Origin of the sequence: Arthrobacter sp. zg-Y750 (assembly GCF_020907365.1) — a bacterium.
In the GTDB taxonomy this organism is placed as follows: Bacteria; Actinomycetota; Actinomycetes; order Actinomycetales; family Micrococcaceae; genus Arthrobacter_B.
In genome coordinates this window covers 182,088-197,427 of record NZ_JAJJOC010000001.1, presented here as the reverse complement: position 1 = coordinate 197,427, position 15,340 = coordinate 182,088, and the positions used below count along the sequence as shown (strand labels likewise).

17 protein-coding genes are annotated in these 15,340 nt (G+C 66.6%); 9 read left to right on the top strand and 8 right to left on the bottom strand.

Annotated features, from left to right (window positions below):
- Positions 1 to 95: 95 nt before the first annotated feature.
- From galE to dapD, 3 genes are read right to left on the bottom strand one after another with little or no spacing between them, the layout of a single operon-like run.
- Positions 96 to 1,112 carry a UDP-glucose 4-epimerase GalE gene (gene galE / locus LOC57_RS00875; protein ID WP_227913603.1) on the bottom strand — a complete coding sequence of 339 codons (1,017 nt, stop codon included), beginning with the start codon at positions 1,110 to 1,112 and terminating at the stop codon, positions 96 to 98.
- 55 nt (positions 1,113 to 1,167) lie between these two features.
- The gene (locus LOC57_RS00870; protein ID WP_229957578.1) at positions 1,168 to 2,037 is read right to left on the bottom strand and encodes a hypothetical protein; all 870 of its coding nucleotides are present in this window, start codon (positions 2,035 to 2,037) and stop codon (positions 1,168 to 1,170) included.
- An 11-nt stretch (positions 2,038 to 2,048) separates the two neighbouring features.
- Positions 2,049 to 3,029, bottom strand: a complete 981-nt coding sequence (gene dapD, locus LOC57_RS00865; protein WP_229957576.1) for a 2,3,4,5-tetrahydropyridine-2,6-dicarboxylate N-succinyltransferase — start codon at positions 3,027 to 3,029, stop codon at positions 2,049 to 2,051.
- A gap of 33 nt (positions 3,030 to 3,062) precedes the next feature.
- Here dapD and dapE point away from each other — a divergent pair, with 33 nt between their 5' ends.
- Positions 3,063 to 4,154 carry a succinyl-diaminopimelate desuccinylase gene (gene dapE, locus LOC57_RS00860; protein WP_331460621.1) on the top strand — a complete coding sequence of 364 codons (1,092 nt, stop codon included), beginning with the start codon at positions 3,063 to 3,065 and terminating at the stop codon, positions 4,152 to 4,154.
- 151 nt (positions 4,155 to 4,305) lie between these two features.
- Here the strand turns inward: dapE and LOC57_RS00855 are convergent, their stop codons facing one another.
- From LOC57_RS00855 to LOC57_RS00840, 4 genes are all read right to left on the bottom strand, one after another.
- Positions 4,306 to 5,187 (bottom strand): amino acid ABC transporter permease, encoded by an 882-nt coding sequence (locus LOC57_RS00855; protein WP_227913607.1) that lies wholly within the window; start codon positions 5,185 to 5,187, stop codon positions 4,306 to 4,308.
- Complete coding sequence (locus LOC57_RS00850; protein ID WP_227913608.1) at positions 5,184 to 5,861, bottom strand: amino acid ABC transporter permease; 678 nt, start codon at positions 5,859 to 5,861, stop codon at positions 5,184 to 5,186. The genes LOC57_RS00855 and LOC57_RS00850 overlap by 4 nt, the downstream gene beginning before the upstream one ends.
- A gap of 100 nt (positions 5,862 to 5,961) precedes the next feature.
- A complete protein-coding gene (locus tag LOC57_RS00845; protein ID WP_227925028.1) occupies positions 5,962 to 6,813 on the bottom strand; it encodes a glutamate ABC transporter substrate-binding protein in 852 nt (283 codons plus the stop codon).
- 113 nt (positions 6,814 to 6,926) lie between these two features.
- Entirely contained in the window at positions 6,927 to 7,706 is a 780-nt protein-coding gene (locus LOC57_RS00840) for an amino acid ABC transporter ATP-binding protein (RefSeq protein WP_229957574.1), read from the bottom strand.
- Between the two features lie 148 nt (positions 7,707 to 7,854).
- Between LOC57_RS00840 and LOC57_RS00835 the strand changes: the two genes are divergently transcribed.
- The 6 genes from LOC57_RS00835 (at position 7,855) to LOC57_RS00810 (ending at position 12,832) form a co-directional block, all read left to right on the top strand.
- Positions 7,855 to 8,625 carry a TIGR00730 family Rossman fold protein gene (locus LOC57_RS00835; protein WP_229957572.1) on the top strand — a complete coding sequence of 257 codons (771 nt, stop codon included), beginning with the start codon at positions 7,855 to 7,857 and terminating at the stop codon, positions 8,623 to 8,625.
- A gap of 31 nt (positions 8,626 to 8,656) precedes the next feature.
- Entirely contained in the window at positions 8,657 to 9,019 is a 363-nt protein-coding gene (locus LOC57_RS00830) for a DivIVA domain-containing protein (protein WP_229957570.1), read from the top strand.
- Positions 9,016 to 9,591: a DNA-3-methyladenine glycosylase I gene (locus LOC57_RS00825; RefSeq protein WP_229957568.1), complete on the top strand. Its 576-nt coding sequence runs from the start codon at positions 9,016 to 9,018 to the stop codon at positions 9,589 to 9,591. Before LOC57_RS00830 ends, LOC57_RS00825 begins: the two co-directional genes overlap by 4 nt.
- Positions 9,584 to 10,861: a hypothetical protein gene (locus LOC57_RS00820; RefSeq protein ID WP_227925025.1), complete on the top strand. Its 1,278-nt coding sequence runs from the start codon at positions 9,584 to 9,586 to the stop codon at positions 10,859 to 10,861. Before LOC57_RS00825 ends, LOC57_RS00820 begins: the two co-directional genes overlap by 8 nt.
- 147 nt (positions 10,862 to 11,008) lie before the next feature.
- Positions 11,009 to 11,176 (top strand): DUF3117 domain-containing protein, encoded by a 168-nt coding sequence (locus tag LOC57_RS00815; RefSeq protein WP_227913614.1) that lies wholly within the window; start codon positions 11,009 to 11,011, stop codon positions 11,174 to 11,176.
- 9 nt (positions 11,177 to 11,185) lie between these two features.
- Positions 11,186 to 12,832 carry a leucyl aminopeptidase family protein gene (locus LOC57_RS00810; protein ID WP_229957566.1) on the top strand — a complete coding sequence of 549 codons (1,647 nt, stop codon included), beginning with the start codon at positions 11,186 to 11,188 and terminating at the stop codon, positions 12,830 to 12,832.
- On the opposite strand, the gene LOC57_RS00805 is transcribed toward LOC57_RS00810, so the two are convergent.
- Complete coding sequence (locus LOC57_RS00805) at positions 12,829 to 13,464, bottom strand: O-methyltransferase (protein ID WP_227913616.1); 636 nt, start codon at positions 13,462 to 13,464, stop codon at positions 12,829 to 12,831. The genes LOC57_RS00810 and LOC57_RS00805 overlap by 4 nt on opposite strands.
- Positions 13,465 to 13,747: 283 nt before the next feature.
- On the opposite strand from LOC57_RS00805, the gene sigE reads away from it, so the two are divergent.
- Positions 13,748 to 14,356, top strand: a complete 609-nt coding sequence (gene sigE, locus LOC57_RS00800) for an RNA polymerase sigma factor SigE (RefSeq protein ID WP_227913617.1) — start codon at positions 13,748 to 13,750, stop codon at positions 14,354 to 14,356.
- Between the two features lie 3 nt (positions 14,357 to 14,359).
- A complete protein-coding gene (locus LOC57_RS00795) occupies positions 14,360 to 15,337 on the top strand; it encodes a zf-HC2 domain-containing protein (protein WP_227913618.1) in 978 nt (325 codons plus the stop codon).
- The last annotated feature ends 3 nt before the right edge of the window (positions 15,338 to 15,340 follow it).

Genomic DNA, 15,340 nt, shown 5'->3' with positions numbered 1-15,340 from the left:
TCCGGCCGTAAAACGCCAAAAGAGAAGGTCCCCGGATGTTTCCGGGGACCTTCTCTTTTGGTGTTTCGGCGGATTCGGTCCGTCCAGCTGAACCGCTAGGACGCGGCGTAACCCTCGGGGTTGTTCTTCTGCCAGCGCCAGTGGTCCTCGCACATGGTGGCCAGGCTGCGCTCGGCACGCCAGCCCAGGTCCGCGTGCGCTGCGGAGGGATCGGCGTAGCTGACGGCGGCGTCGCCTGGACGGCGGGCCGCGAACTCATAGGGGACATCCCGGCCCGCGGCAGCGGAGAACGCGGTGAGGACCTCGAGGACGGAGGACCCGTTGCCGGTGCCCAGGTTCCAGCGGTGCACTCCGCCGTTGCCGGCCAGGAAGTTCAAGGCGGCGAGGTGGCCCGCTGCCAGGTCCACCACATGGATGTAGTCGCGGACACCCGTGCCGTCCGGGGTCGGGTAGTCGTTGCCGAAGACCATGACCTTCTCCCGGCGGCCCACGGCCACCTGCGCCACGAACGGCAGCAGGTTGTTGGGGATGCCGGTGGGATCTTCACCGATCCGGCCCGATTCGTGCGCACCGGCAGGGTTGAAGTAACGCAGCAGCGCAATGTTCCACCGGCCGTCGGCGGCGCCCAGATCACTGAGGATGTCTTCGATCTGTTCCTTGGTGCGGCCGTAGGGATTGACGGCGTCCATGGGGGAGTCCTCGGTCAGCGGGACCTCCTCAGAGGCACCGTACACGGTGGCGGAGGAGCTGAAGACCAGGGTGCGGACGTTGTGCCGGTCCATGGCCCGCAGCAGGTTGATGGTGCCCACCACGTTGTTGTGGTAGTAGTACAGGGGCTTGGCTACGGATTCGCCCACGGCCTTGAGCCCGGCGAAGTGGATAACCGCGTCAATGGCGGCGCCGTTGAAGACCGTTTCCAGCGCTGCTTCGTCCAGCAGATCCGCCTTCACGAACTCGGCCTTGCGGCCGCTCAGCTCCTGGACCCTGCGAAGCGACTCCTCGCTGGAGTTCATCAGGTTGTCCAGGACCACCACGTCATGGCCTGCTTCCAGCAGGGCAAGCGTGGTGTGGGATCCGATATAGCCGGTGCCACCGGTGACTAGAATACGCATGCCCTTAGCCTAATCGGTCGGTCGCCGGGTTCCCCATCCGGCGGTCCGGCGTGCCCTATTCCTCGGGGACGCTGTAGGCGGTGACGGCAACCTGGCCGGCGTCCGCAGAAGACTGCTCCCACACGGAACTGCCCAGCTGCCAGGTGCGTCCGTCGTAGGCCACCGACTCGATGCCGAGCAGTTGGGCATTTGCCACGAACCACTGCGCAACGGACCAGCCGTAGGTTCCCTCGACGTCGGCCAGGTACAGCGGGCCGAGCACCGAGCCGTTCAGCGGACCGTAGATTTCCTCGACGGCGGACGCGCTGGCGCCGGCATCGGCGGAAACCGACGGCGGGCGCAGGGTGCAGGACAACGCGGCAGGAGTCTGGCCGGTAAGGGCGGAGGCGAACGCCCGGGCAGGTCCTTCGTGTTTGGCGTATGCCTCGGGGAAGGCGCTGCGCTGGACGGCCTGGGCGGCGTCGGTAATCGTCAGGTCCAGGTAACCCGGCACCTTCTCCAACCCGTTGTAGAAGGCATTGGCGGCATACACGGGGTCCATGACCTGCTCTTCACTGCCCCAGCCCTGGCTGGGACGCTGCTGGAACAGGCCGCGGGAGTCCGGGCCGGCGTCGTCCCCGTAATCCAAGTTGCGCAGCCCGGATTCCTGCATGGCGGTGGCCAGTGCAATGGACACGGCGCGCGGCGGCAGGCCGCGGGTCACCGCCACACCGGAAATGATCGAGGCATTGCGTGCCTGTTCCAGGGTCAGCGAGTATTCCGCTCCGCCCACCGACGCGATGCAGCGTTCGGTAATGACGGGGGTTTGTTTTTTGCCGTTCAGGGCCGCCACCGCGAAGAGCGAGACGAACGCGGCCAGGCACAGCCCCAGCAGCAGGACCAGGAGCCGGAAGCTGCGGGTCTCATGCTGCTGGAGCCGTTGCATGCCGGTGCCGCTTAGTTCGCGTGCAGCGCGGAATTCAGCTCCACGGTGCGTCCGTTGCGGGGCAGGGCCTGGACGGCTCCGGTTACCGAGTCGCGGCGGAACAGCAGGTTGGGCACGCCGGACAGCTCGGCGGCCTTCACCTGGCGGGGCTCCCCGCCGCCGAGCACCGTGACGCGGGTACCGGCCGTGACGTACAGGCCGGCCTCCACCACGCTGTCGTCGCCGATGCTGATGCCCACGCCGGAGTTCGCGCCCAGCAGGACGCGCTCACCGAGGGTGATTTTTTCCTTGCCGCCGCCGGACAGCGTGCCCATGATCGAGGCGCCGCCGCCGACGTCGGTGCCGTCGCCGACCACCACGCCGGCCGAAATCCGGCCTTCCACCATGGAGGTGCCCAGCGTTCCGGCGTTGAAGTTCACGAAGCCTTCGTGCATCACGGTGGTGCCTTCAGCCAGGTGCGCGCCGAGGCGCACCCGCCCGGCGTCGGCTATGCGCACACCCGCTGGGAGCACGTAGTCGGTCATGCGGGGGAACTTGTCCACGCCGAAGACCGTCACCGGCCCGCGGCTGCGCAGCCGCAGCCGCACGGCGTCAAAGTCCGCGACGGCGCAGGGCCCGTAATTGGTCCAGACCACGTTGGGCAGGGAGCCGAAGATCCCGTCCAGGTTGATGGTGTTGGGGCGGACCAGGCGGCTGGAGAGCAGGTGCAGGCGCAGGTAGGCGTCGGCGGTACCGGCTGGTGCGGCATCGAGGTCAATCCGGGTGTCCAGCACTTCGCCGTGCGTGCCGCGGATCCCGTCGGCCATCGCCCCGGCGGCGGCCTCCAGTTCACTGTGCAGGGCGGAGTCCGCGGCGGACTCACCGAGAACCGGGCGGGGGAACCATACATCGAGCACCGCGCCGTCGGCGGCAACCGTGGCGAGGCCGAGGCCGGAGGCAGTGCGGGAGTCCGTGCTTGCTTCAGTGGGGGCTGGGGCAGGGCTTGAAGTCATGGGCCCCAGTCTACCGAGCGGTACTGTGGGAAGGTGACCGAAACTGACACAACTTCCCTGGACCTGACCGACGACGTAGCCCGGCTGACGGCAGTCCTGATGGATTTCGAGAGCGTCTCGGGCAATGAAAAGGCCCTCGCCGACGCCGTCGAAACGGCATTGCGCGCCTACCCGCACCTGGAGGTGTCACGGGACGGGGATTCCGTGGTGGCCCGGACCAATCTTGGCCGGACAGAGCGGGTCATCCTCGCCGGCCACCTGGATACCGTGCCCCTGCCGACAGTGCCCGGATCACGGGGAACCGTGCCGTCCTCCCGGGACGGCGACGTCCTGTACGGCCGCGGTGCCACGGACATGAAGGGCGGGGTTGCGGTGCAGTTGGCGCTGGCCGCTGCACTCACCGAACCCACCCGGGACATCACCTACGTTTTCTACGACCATGAAGAAGTCGAGGCCTCCCTCAGCGGGCTGGGCCGGTTGGCCGTCAGCCATGCGGACTGGCTGAAGGCCGATTTCGCCATCCTATTGGAGCCCACCAACGGCACTGTGGAAGGCGGCTGCAACGGCACCATGCGGTTCCATGCCACCACCGCCGGGCGGGCTGCGCATTCGGCGCGGGCCTGGATGGGAGAGAACGCCATCCACGGCGCGGCCGAAATCCTGGTGCGGCTGCGGGACCACACCCCGGCCACCGTGTCCGTGGAAGGCCTGGACTACCGCGAATCCCTGAACGCCGTACGGATTTGGGGCGGTACGGCGGGCAACGTTATTCCCGATGCCGCCACGGTGGAGATCAACTACCGCTTCGCCCCGGACAAAAGCGTGGACGAGGCCGAAGCCTACGTGCGGGACCTGCTGGCCGGTTTCGACCTGGTCCGCACCGACGCCGCCGCCGGCGCCCGCCCGGGACTGACCATGCCCGCCGCCGCCAGCTTTGTGGCCGCCGTCGGGGCCGAGCCCAAGCCCAAGTATGGCTGGACCGACGTCGCCCGGTTCAGTGAACTGGGCATCCCGGCGGTGAACTTCGGGCCCGGCGATGCTCTGCTGGCCCACACGGACAACGAGCATGTGCATGCCGGTGCGATCCGGGACTGCCTGGCCGCGCTGCGGTCCTGGCTGGCTTAAGCGGCAGCGCCGCCCTGACACCGGAGGAACACAGAAGGGTCCGGGAACACGGGGAACACAAAAGGGGAGGACAGGCGATGCCTGTCCTCCCCTTTTTCTTGTGCGGGCTGGGCTACCGTGCTGGGCTACCGTGCTGGGCTACCGGGCTGGGCTACCGGGCACCGGCCGGGGCTTCGACGCCCTCGGGTTCAATGGTGTCTTCAATCTTGAGGAGCTTGCCAGCACGTGCCCCCAAACGCCGGGAGAGGCGCTGGGCGGCGAACGTCAGCAGGAAGTTCAGGAGGATGAAGATGGCCGCGGTGACCAGCAGGGCCGGCAGGATGTTGCCCTCGCCGGAAGCGAGGCGGCGGGCATTTTCGAGCAGTTCGGTGTAGCCGATGAAGGTACCCAGTGCGGAATCCTTGAGGATCACCACGAACTGGCTCAACAGAGCCGGCAGCATCGCAACCAGCGCCTGCGGAATCTCGATGCTCCGCAGCGACTGGCCCGGCGTGAGGCCGATGGCCAGGCCGGCTTCGCGCTGGCCCTTGGGCAGGCCGAAGACACCGGAGCGGACCAGTTCGGCAATCACCGAACCGTTGTACAGGGTCAGCGCAATGACTACTGCCCAGAAGGGAACCTGAGCCGGGTCCACGGACGTGGACTTGGAGAGGAACTGGTAGAAGAACACCATCATCAGCAGCACTGGCACGGCCCGGAAGAATTCCACCACAATGCTGCAGGCCCAGTTCAGCGGCTTGAAGGGGGAGAGCCTGCCGATGCCGAAGAGCAGGCCGAAAACAATGGATGCCACTACGGCAACGGCTGCGGCCTTCAGCGTGGAGAGCAGGCCGGGCAGCAGGTAGAACTGCCAAGTGCTCCACTCAAGGAACGGCGTCCACTTGGCTGCTTCGAACTGGCCCTTGTCCGCCAGCGCCGAAACCACCAGCCACAGCAGTCCGAGGACCAGCAGTACACCAAGGATGTTTGCGAACATGATGGTCCGCCGGGCGCGGGGCCCCGGGGCATCAAACAGGACGTTCTGTGTGCTCATCGTGCCACCGCCAGTTTCTTCGAGGCCCAGGTGGTGAGCAGGCCAATGGGGATAACGATGATGACGTACCCGATGGCGAAGGTCAGGAAGATCTGCGTCATGAGGTTCGGGTAGAACTCGATCATGGTTTTCATGGTGCTGGAGGTCTCCACGGCTACGCCCGCCGTGGCGGCCACGGTGGTGTTCTTGACCAGGGCGATCAGCACGTTGCCCATGGGGGCAATGGCTCCCCGGAAGGCCTGCGGCATGATGATGATCCGTGCCGCAGGCAGGAAGCCCAAACCGATGGCCCGGGCGGCTTCAGCCTGCCCCATGGGGACGGTGTTCACGCCGCTGCGGATGGCTTCGCAGAAGAAAGCCGCGTGATAGATGGTCAGCGAGAGTACCGCCAGCCGGAAGAAGTTGGTGGTGAAGTCCGTGGACAAGCTGATATTCAGCTGCGACCAGAGCGCAAGCGAACCGAAAACCATGATGATGGTCAGCGGTGTGTTCCGGAAGATATTCACGTAGGCGGCACCGAACCACCGCAGGCTGGGGATCGGCGAGATCCGCATCAGTGCCAGAACGGTGCCGAGTATCAGCGACCAGAGAGCCGCCCAGAACGTGAGCTGGATGTTGACCCAGAAAGCGCCGACGACGTCGTACTGCTCGAAGAGGGCAGTAAAACCCTCCATGTTTCACCTCTTTATGGTGGACGAAGCCCGGGCCGGGAAAGCGGGTGGCTTTCCCGGCCGCGGGGTGGAACGGAAGGTGCCGCAGCACCTGTGGAACTGGTTAGGCGCAGGCGTCCATCTTTGGCGGGTTCAGCTCTGCGTTGAAGGTGTAGTCGGCACCCTCGGTGTTCTTCTTGATGGCTTCTTCCCAGGCACCGTCGTCCATCATCTTGGTGATCGCGGCGTTGATGTCCTCACACTTGACGATCCCGCCTTCCTTCGGCAGGCCCACACCGTACTTCTCCTCGGAGAACGTGTTGCCGACAACCTTGAACTTGCCCTTGTTGGCGTCCGTGGAGGCCAGGCCGGCGAGGATGATGTCGTCAGTGGTCACGGCGTCGATCTGGCCGCCCTGCATGGCAGTCACGCACTCGGCGTAGCTCGGCTGCTCCAGCAGGTTCACGCCCGCGGCGTAGTTGTCCTTGATCTTCTGCGCGGAGGTGGAACCGGTGACCGAGCACAGGTTCTTGCCTTCCAGGTCCTCGGGGCCGGAGATGTCACTGTCGGAGGGGACCAGGAGGTCCTGGCCGGCCACGAAGTACGGACCGGCGAAGGCCACCTTTTCCTTGCGGGTGTCCGTGATGGAGTAGGTCGCGAAGATCATGTCCAGCTGGTCGTTCTCGAGCATGTTCTCGCGCTGGGCGGAGGGGCTGGAAATGAACTCGATCTGGTCTTCGGGGTAGCCCAGTTCGTTGGCAACGTACTTGGCGACGTCCACGTCGAACCCGGTGTACTCGCTGCCGTCCTTGAAGCCCAGGCCCGGCTGGTCGAACTTGATGCCGATGCGGATTTTCTCGCCGGCGGATTCGGAGCTGCCGGACCCGGACTCGGAACCGGAATCGCTGCCGCAGGCGGACAGGGTAAGGGCTGCAACGGCAGCAATGGCTGCCGCCGCGTAACGGGTCTTGCGCATGATTTCTCCTTGCATTGCGGTGTCCCGGTGAACGGGGCACCTAGCCTCATAAGGATTTCCCCCAACTGGTGAAACCCCGGTACTGCGGTACTGCCGGTGGTGCGGTGAACTCTCTAGTGCGAGAGGATCTTGCCGAGGAAGTCCTTGGCCCGGTCGCTCTTGGGATTGGTGAAGAACTCCTCCGGGGTGGCTTCTTCGATGATCTGGCCGTCGGCCATGAAGATCACGCGGTCCGCTGCCTTGCGGGCGAAGCCCATCTCATGGGTGACCACCACCATGGTCATGCCGTCCTTGGCCAGTTCCACCATGGTGTCGAGGACCTCGTTGATCATTTCCGGGTCCAGGGCCGAGGTGGGCTCGTCGAAGAGCATCACCTTGGGTTTCATGGCCAGCGCGCGGGCAATGGCCACGCGCTGCTGCTGGCCGCCGGAAAGCTGCGCCGGCAGTTTGTTGGCCTGGTTGGCTACGCCCACGCGTTCGAGCAGGGACATGGCCAGTTTCTTGGCTTCAGCCGGCTTGGATTTGCGGACCTTCACCGGTCCCAGTGCCACGTTGTCCACGATCGACTTGTGGGCGAACAGGTTGAAGGACTGGAAGACCATTCCGACGTCGGCGCGGAGCTTCGCCAGTGCGCGGCCTTCGGCCGGCAGGACGGCGCCGTCAACGGTGATTTCGCCGTCGTCGATGGTCTCCAGGCGGTTGATGGCGCGGCACAGCGTCGACTTGCCGGATCCCGAGGGGCCGATCACGACGACGACCTCGCCGCGGGCAATGTCGAGATTGATGTTCTGCAGGACGTGGAGGTCCCCGAAATGCTTGTTTACGTTCTTCAGCGAAACAAGCGGTGCAGCGGATTCAGGCGCGGACGTGCCTGGGGATGTGTCACTGGTCATAAGGAAAATCTAACCAGACATTGTTGCCAGTATGTGTCACGTGCCACGTCGACGGGAAATTGTGACGTAAGAGCAATCAAACCCGGACCTTGGGATCCGATGCGGCCAAGCTCGTTGCCAGCAGCGGTATGACGGTTAGCCTAGAGGCATGCCTATCAGCGAAGACCCCCGTTCCATGTCCCCGGACCGCCCGCGCAAGCGGGGGATGGTGGAACTGCGCCGGGGTGCGGCCCTGACGCCGCAGTCGGACCGTTTCCTGCTGGACTCCGCCGACGCGACGCATTTCACCCACACCGACCCCTGGCGGGTGCTGCGGATCCAGAGCGAGTTCGTGGAGGGATTCGGCACCCTGTCCGAGCTGGGGCCTGCCGTCAGCGTTTTCGGTTCCGCCCGGAGCGTGCCCGGCTCGCGGTACTACAAGCTCGGTGAAGAAGTGGGCAGGCTGCTCGCTGAAGCCGGGCTGGCCGTGATTACCGGCGGCGGACCCGGATCGATGGAAGCGGCCAACAAGGGTGCCGTGGGAGCGGACGGGCTGTCCGTAGGCCTGGGCATCGAACTGCCCTTTGAAACCGGCCTGAACGAGTGGGTGGACCTGGGCGTCAACTTCCGGTACTTCTTTGTGCGCAAGACCATGTTCGTGAAGTACGCGCAGGGCTTTATTGTGCTGCCGGGCGGGTTTGGCACGTTGGATGAACTGTTTGAGGCGATGACCCTGGTCCAGACGCAAAAAGTCACGTCCTTCCCGATTGTGCTGGTCGGCTCAGACTTCTGGAATCCGCTGCTGGACTGGGTCCGGGACAGCCTGCTCGCGGAGGGCATGGTGTCCGAGACTGACCTCAGGCTCCTGCACGTGGTGGACGATCCCTCCGAAGCGGTCCGGCTGATGATCAACGACAGCGCCGGGCACGTCGCGCCCTAGGGGCATCGGGGGCATCTGGCACCATGGTCGTGTGACACTCCTCCTGGTTTTCCTAGCCATTGCCGTCCTGGGCCTGGCGGCCGTACTCGGTGCGGGCAGATTGCGGGCCGGCAGTCCTGCCGAAGCCGCAGCGGACGCTGTACAGGGCCTGCCGGAGCCGGATCCCCGCCTGCCGCCGGTCCTGCTGCCCGAACACCCCGACGCCGGTGACGTGGGCGGGCTCCGGTTCTCCGTTGCCCTGCGCGGCTACCGGATGGACCAGGTAGACGCGGTCCTGGACCGGCTGGCGGAAGCCCTGGCGGCACGCGATGCGAAGATCAGCGCGTTGGAAGCAGGCGCGCGGGAACCAGGCGCGCGGGAAACAGGCACCGCCCCGGACGGGGACAGGAAATGAGCGCGGTGCCGGGCCCGGACGGACTGGCGCGCTGCGGCTGGGCGCTGGCCAGCGAGGACTACACGCACTACCACGACACTGAATGGGGCCGCCCGGTGGTGGGCGAGGCGGCGCTCTTTGAACGGCTGAGCCTGGAGGCCTTCCAGTCCGGACTGAGCTGGATCACCATCCTGCGCAAGCGCGAAGCTTTCCGGGCCGCCTTCGCCGGGTTTGATCCCGTGCGCGTGGCGGCGTTCGACGACGGCGACCGGGCCCGCCTGATGGCCGACACCGGCATTGTGCGCAACGCGGCCAAGATCGACGCGGTGATCGGCAACGCCCGGGCACTGCTGGCACTGCCGGAGGGGGAGAGCCTCTCCGGCCTCCTGGCCGGATACCGTGCCCCGGACGGGCGGTCCGCACCGCAGACGGCCGCCGATATCCCGGCCATCACCCCTGAATCCACGGCACTGGCCAAGGACCTGAAAAAACGCGGGTTCCGGTTTGTTGGACCAACAACCGCCTATGCAATGCTCCAGGCCACCGGATACGTCAATGACCATCTGGCCGGATGCTGGGTGCGCAATGGCTGAGGAATCCGGAGACCACAGCGCTGTTGATCGGCGCACGGAGGGCCCCGGCGGCAGTGCACCCTCGCCGGCCGGGCAGCTGGCCGGCCTGGCGGGTCGGGCGGCCGGCACCCTGGCCCGGTGGCCCTGGTACGCGCAGGTCCTGGCCCTGTGGGCCGCGGCCCGCCTGTTCTCGGCCGCTGTGCTGGTTGCCGCGGCCCGCTTCCAGCCCGCCGGGCCCTGGGGCGAGGCGTCGCCGTCGTACGGGGAGTTCATCAACATCTGGGACGCCCAGTGGTATTCGAGGATCTACGAAGACGGATACCCCGCTGCTGTGCCCCGGGACCCTACCGGAAAAGCGCAGGAAAACGAGTGGGCGTTCTACGCGTTGTTCCCCGTGCTGGTCCGTGGCCTCGACGCCCTCACCGGGCTGGGGTGGAACGTGCTGGCACCGGTTGCCGCCACCTTGGCGGGCTTCGCCGCCGCGCTGGTGGTCTACCGGCTGTTCCGGCTGCGGGCACAACACGGGACCGCAATGTGGGGCCTGGCGTTTGTGGCCGTGTTTCCCGTGTCGCCCATCCTGCAGGTTCCCTATGCCGAATCCCTGAATTTGCTGCTGCTGGCCGCAGCCCTGTACCTGCTGGTTTCCCGCCGTTACCTCACTGCCATTCCGGTGGTGGTCCTGATGTGCCTGTCGCGGCCGGTGGGGGTGCCCTTTGCGCTCGCCGTCGGGCTGGTGTTCGTGGTGCGCTTGGCGCGCCGCCGGCACACGGAACCGGCACCCGGGCAGGCCTGGCGGCTGGTTGCCCTGACAGCCGTGTCCGGAGTATCGGCACTGGCCTGGCCGGCGATCGCCTGGGCCTTTACCGGGGACCTGCGGGCGTACACGGACACCGAGAGTGCCTGGCGGTACGGAGACCTGATCCCGTTTAAGCCGTGGCTGACCATGTCGCAGCACCTGTTTGGTTCAGTCTTCGGACCGGTGCTGCTGGCGGTTCTGGTGCTGGCCGCCGCGGTTTACCTTTCGTCAGCGTCCGTGCGCCGCCTGGGACTGGAACTTCAGCTTTGGTGCGCCAGCTACGTGCTTTACCTGCTGGTATTCCTGAATCCGCAAACCAGCACGTTCCGACTGCTGCTACCCCTGTTCCCGCTGGCCCTTTCCACCGCTTGGCTCAGCCGCTCCAGGGCCTACCGCGGAGCGGTCGCTGCAGCCTTCGCCGTCCTGCAGATTGTGTGGGTTGTTTGGCTATGGAGGTGGACGGAATTACCCGGCGGAGGGGACTATCCACCCTGAGTTGTGGCGCGCAACACACGAAATTTCGTTTGCCCGGTACTTGTACGGAATAATGACAGCAATTGCCGAAGGGATATTTTACTTTCGTCGGCAGCGGATTACAGGTGATCCGGGATAACCGGCGCACTGTGAAAGGGGAAATCTGAAATGGCTGCGATGAAACCACGCACGGGCGACGGGCCCATGGAGGTTACAAAGGAGGGGCGCAGCCTCATCTTGCGGGTGCCGATCGACGGCGGCGGGCGCCTGGTGGTCGAGCTCAACGCAGAAGAGGCGGGCAAGCTGAAGGACTGCCTCTTGGGTGTGACGGGCTAGCCTTAACCCATGCAGTTGCCTCCCAAGCCTTCGTCCAAGACCGGCTCCGTTCCGGCTTCGCCCTTTGTGTCCGCACCGCTGCCGGGAGTCACTGCCCTGGCCGGACTGGACGCACGCACAGGCAGGGCCGGTAACGGCAGCGGACTGCAGCCGGCTGCGGAGGAGCGCGTGGACGTGCTGGCCGTGGCCATCGCCCCGGCTCCCGTGGAGGCAGGACAGGACGATGCGGAAGAGGCGGCGTATCCGGTCCCGGAGCCGCGGCGCGGCGCGGTGGAAGCAGCTGTCCGCTACGGCGCCGACATTGCCGCCCGGGCGCGCAGCGCCAAAGTGACCGGCCGGGCCGGGGAGATCCTCGTGATCGAACCGCCCCGGGATTCAGCAGCCCTGCCCGGCAAACTGCTTTTTGTGGGCACGGGTGACGAATCCCCGGCAGCGCTGAGGCGTGCCGGGGCTGCCCTCGCCCGTGCCACCATGGGCTGCGCAAGGATCCGCAGCTCCGTGGTGGACGGGCTCGGTCCGGACGCACAGGCAGCTTTCCTTGAGGGGTTCCTGCTCGGGGGCTACCGGCCGCCGCGGGCCGGAGTTACCCAGGCGCCGGCCCCGATCGCCGAGCACCTGGAACTGACCGGACTCGAAGCCGGTGCCGCTGCCCGGGCTCTGGCCACCGCCCGGGCCGTGTGGCACGCCCGCGACCTGACGAACACCCCCGCCGATACTGCCACGCCGGAATGGATGGCAGCACAGGCCAGGGCCGCCGCGGTCCGCAGCGGCCTGCAGGTCCGGGTCCGCACCGAGGATGAACTGCGGGCCGAGGGCTTCGGCGGCCTGCTCGCCGTGGGCTCCGGATCCGAGCACCCGCCGCGGCTGGTGGAGGTTGCCTACGTCCCCAAAGGGGAGAAGGCCGCACCGCACGTGGTCCTGGTGGGCAAGGGCATCACCTTCGACTCCGGCGGCATATCGCTCAAGCCGCGGGACGCGATGATGACCATGAAAACGGACATGGCCGGTGCTGCCGCCGTGCTGGCCGTGGCAGAAGCAGCAGCCGAACTTGAACTGCCCGTCCGGGTCACCGCCGTGCTGGCCCTTGCGGAAAATGCCATTGGCGGCGCCGCCTACCGTCCGGCCGATGTGGTCCGGACCTATGACGGCACCACCGTGGAAGTGGGCAACACCGACGCCGAGGGCCGGATGGTGCTCGCAGATGCCCTTGCCTACGCAGCGGCCGAGCTGGCCCCCGACGTGCTGGTCGACGTCGCCACGCTCACCGGTGCGGCTGCCCTGGGGCTAGGCCTGAACCACGCCGCACTGTTCGGCAACGCCCCGGCCCTGGTGGCGGCGCTGGAAGCGGCGGGTACGACTTCCGGCGACGCCGTGTGGCAGCTGCCGATGGTCCGGGAGTACGCCGGCATCCTGGATTCCGACGTCGCCGATCTGTCCCACATTGCGCCTGTGAAGGCCAAGTTCGGTGCAGGCGCCATTGTGGCCGCACTGTTCCTGGAGAAATTCACCGCCGGAGTCCCGTGGGCGCACGTTGACATTGCGGGTCCCTCCCGTGCCCCGAAGGACAGCCGGGAGCAGACCAAGGGTGCCACCGGGTTTGGCGTCCGCCTGCTGCTGGCGTACCTGGCCGGATACCGTTCCGGCGGCGCCGCCTAGGCGGTTTTGACGGCCAGCAGCAGGCCGTCGCCGGTGGGCAGCAGCGCCGAGGCAAGCTCCTCGTTTTCCCGGATGGCCTTGCCGACCTTGCGCATGGTGTTGGTGGTTGCTTCGCGGACCGCCGGGTCGGCAACCTTGCCGTGGTCCAGGGCGTCATTGACCACCAGCAGCCCGCCGCGCTTGAGCAGGCGCACGGCCTGGGTCACATAGAGGGGGAAGGACGGCTTGTCGGCGTCGATAAACACCATGTCATACGCAGCGTCCGTGAGCCGGGGGAGGACCTCCGCGGCCCGCCCCGAGATGGTCCGGGTCCGGTTGCCCGGGATCCCCGCTTCGGCGTAGGCTTCCCGCGCTGCGCGGAGGTGGTCCACGTCCGAATCAATGGTGGTGAGCACAGCGTTTGAGCCCAGGCCGCGCAGCAGGCACACCCCGGACACCCCGGCTCCGGTGCCTACTTCCACTACGGTGGCCGCCTTGCTTGCGGCGGCCAATACGGTCAGCGCGGCTCCCACGCCACTGGACACCGCGCTGACGCCGAGCTCATAGGACCGTTCACGCGCGCGGAGCAGGACCTCATCCTCGGTAGGCAGGGCCTCCGTGTAGGACCAACTGGTCTGCTTGTCGGCGCGCATGTTTTCACTTTCGGTACTGGTGCGGAGGGGGTGCTGCTTCCACAAGCTTAAGGCCAAGCGCAGCCGAACCCCGTACACGCTGCCGGAGCGTCTTGTGCGGGAAGTTCATGCGTGCTAACAGCCAACTCCCAGATTGGTGCGTAAACATTGTTAATCGGTGCTCCGCGTGGTATTTGGGGCTAGGCACCATAGACGCAAGCACAATAGACGCAGTCACAACGCACAGTCACGATGCACGCAGTAACGAGCAGGTCCAAGCATGCTGGAAGGAAGGAGGAAGACTATGGCAACGACGCCGGATGCGGCAGCCGCAGACATGGCTGCGGACTGGGTGCGCCCCTCATGGGAGGAAGTGGTGGAGGCACACTCCGCCAAGGTATACCGGCTGGCCTACCGGCTGACCGGCAACAAGCATGATGCCGAGGATCTGACGCAGGAAGTCTTCGTCCGCGTTTTCCGTTCCCTGGCAAACTTCCAGCCGGGCACGCTGGACGGCTGGCTGCACCGCATCACCACCAACCTTTTCCTGGACCAGGCCCGGCGCCGCAGCCGTATCCGCTTTGACGGGATGACCGAGGAAACCCAGAGCCGGCTGCCCAGCAACGGTCCCGGCCCAGAGCGCAGCTTCGAATTCAACAACCTGGATGTGGACATTGCCCGCGCCCTGGAGGAACTGCCGCCGGACTTCCGGGCGGCCGTAGTGCTGTGCGACCTCGAAGGGCTCTCCTATGACGAGGTGGCGCAGGTGCTGGACGTCAAGCTCGGCACGGTGCGTTCCCGGATCCACCGCGGACGGGCCATGCTCAAGGAGAAGCTTTCACACCGGGACCCGCGGCAGCGTCCGCTGTCCCGGCCACGGCTGAAACTGCCTCGCGTTGCGGGAGCTAACTGACCCGTGCGACACCCCACCAGGTATCTGCGGGACTACGTTGATGCCGAAATGACGCCGGAGCGGCAGCATGCCGTGGAAGCCCATCTCGCCCGCTGTGCGTCCTGCCGCGCGGCAGTAGCCGAAGAGCGCCGGCTGCGCAGCCGGCTGCGGGCCCTGCGTGTTCCCGCCGCGGGGCCGGACCTTGCTGCCCGGATAGCCGGTACTGCGGCAGCCACCGCCGAACGCGCGGACCAGGAGGCCGGTGGGGAACCCGGGAACGGATCCAATACCGCGGGCGGCGCCGTCACCGGAAGCCAGCGGCAAGGGGCGCCGCTGGACCGCCGCAGCCATGCTGTTGCTGCGGGTGTGGCCGTTGCTGCAGCAGCGGCAATGCTTTTGGGCGGGGCCTACGCGGCTGGCACTGTGCTGGAAGTTCCGCCGGAGACAGGCACGCGCACGGCCATGGCGGCCGGTTGGGAGGAAGTGACCGGTTCCGGATCCGCTGCCCTCAGCCCGGACCAGCTGCAGTCGCTGCGGGGCCACGGATGGTCCTGCCCTGAACTGGCGGACCTGGGGCTGGAACTTGAATCGGCGCGTTCGCTGCAGGTGCAGGGCCACCCCGCCGTCGAAATGGTCTTCGCGGGCGCCGGTGAGCGGATTCGGCTGGTGGAGCAGCACCCGCTGCCGGAGGAGGACCGGCAGCCGGTGGTCAACGCCTTTACCGGCCATTCCGTGGCCGCCGACGGTTTCACGGCGCTTGGATCGGACAAAGGCCCCGCGGTGTTCAGCTCCGACGAGCACCCCGGGCAGACCGTCGTCGCCGCCGGGAGCGTTACCTATACTTTCGAATCCACCATGCCGGTGAAGTCACTGCCCCGGGCAGTGGAAGAACTGTCCCTGCTGGAGTCCTCCCGGCTGGCCCGGCCCGGTGCAGGCGCGGAACCGATGGAACGCATTGCCCGCGGGCTTGCCGTGTTCGCCCGTGCGGGCTGGAGCATCTAGGAT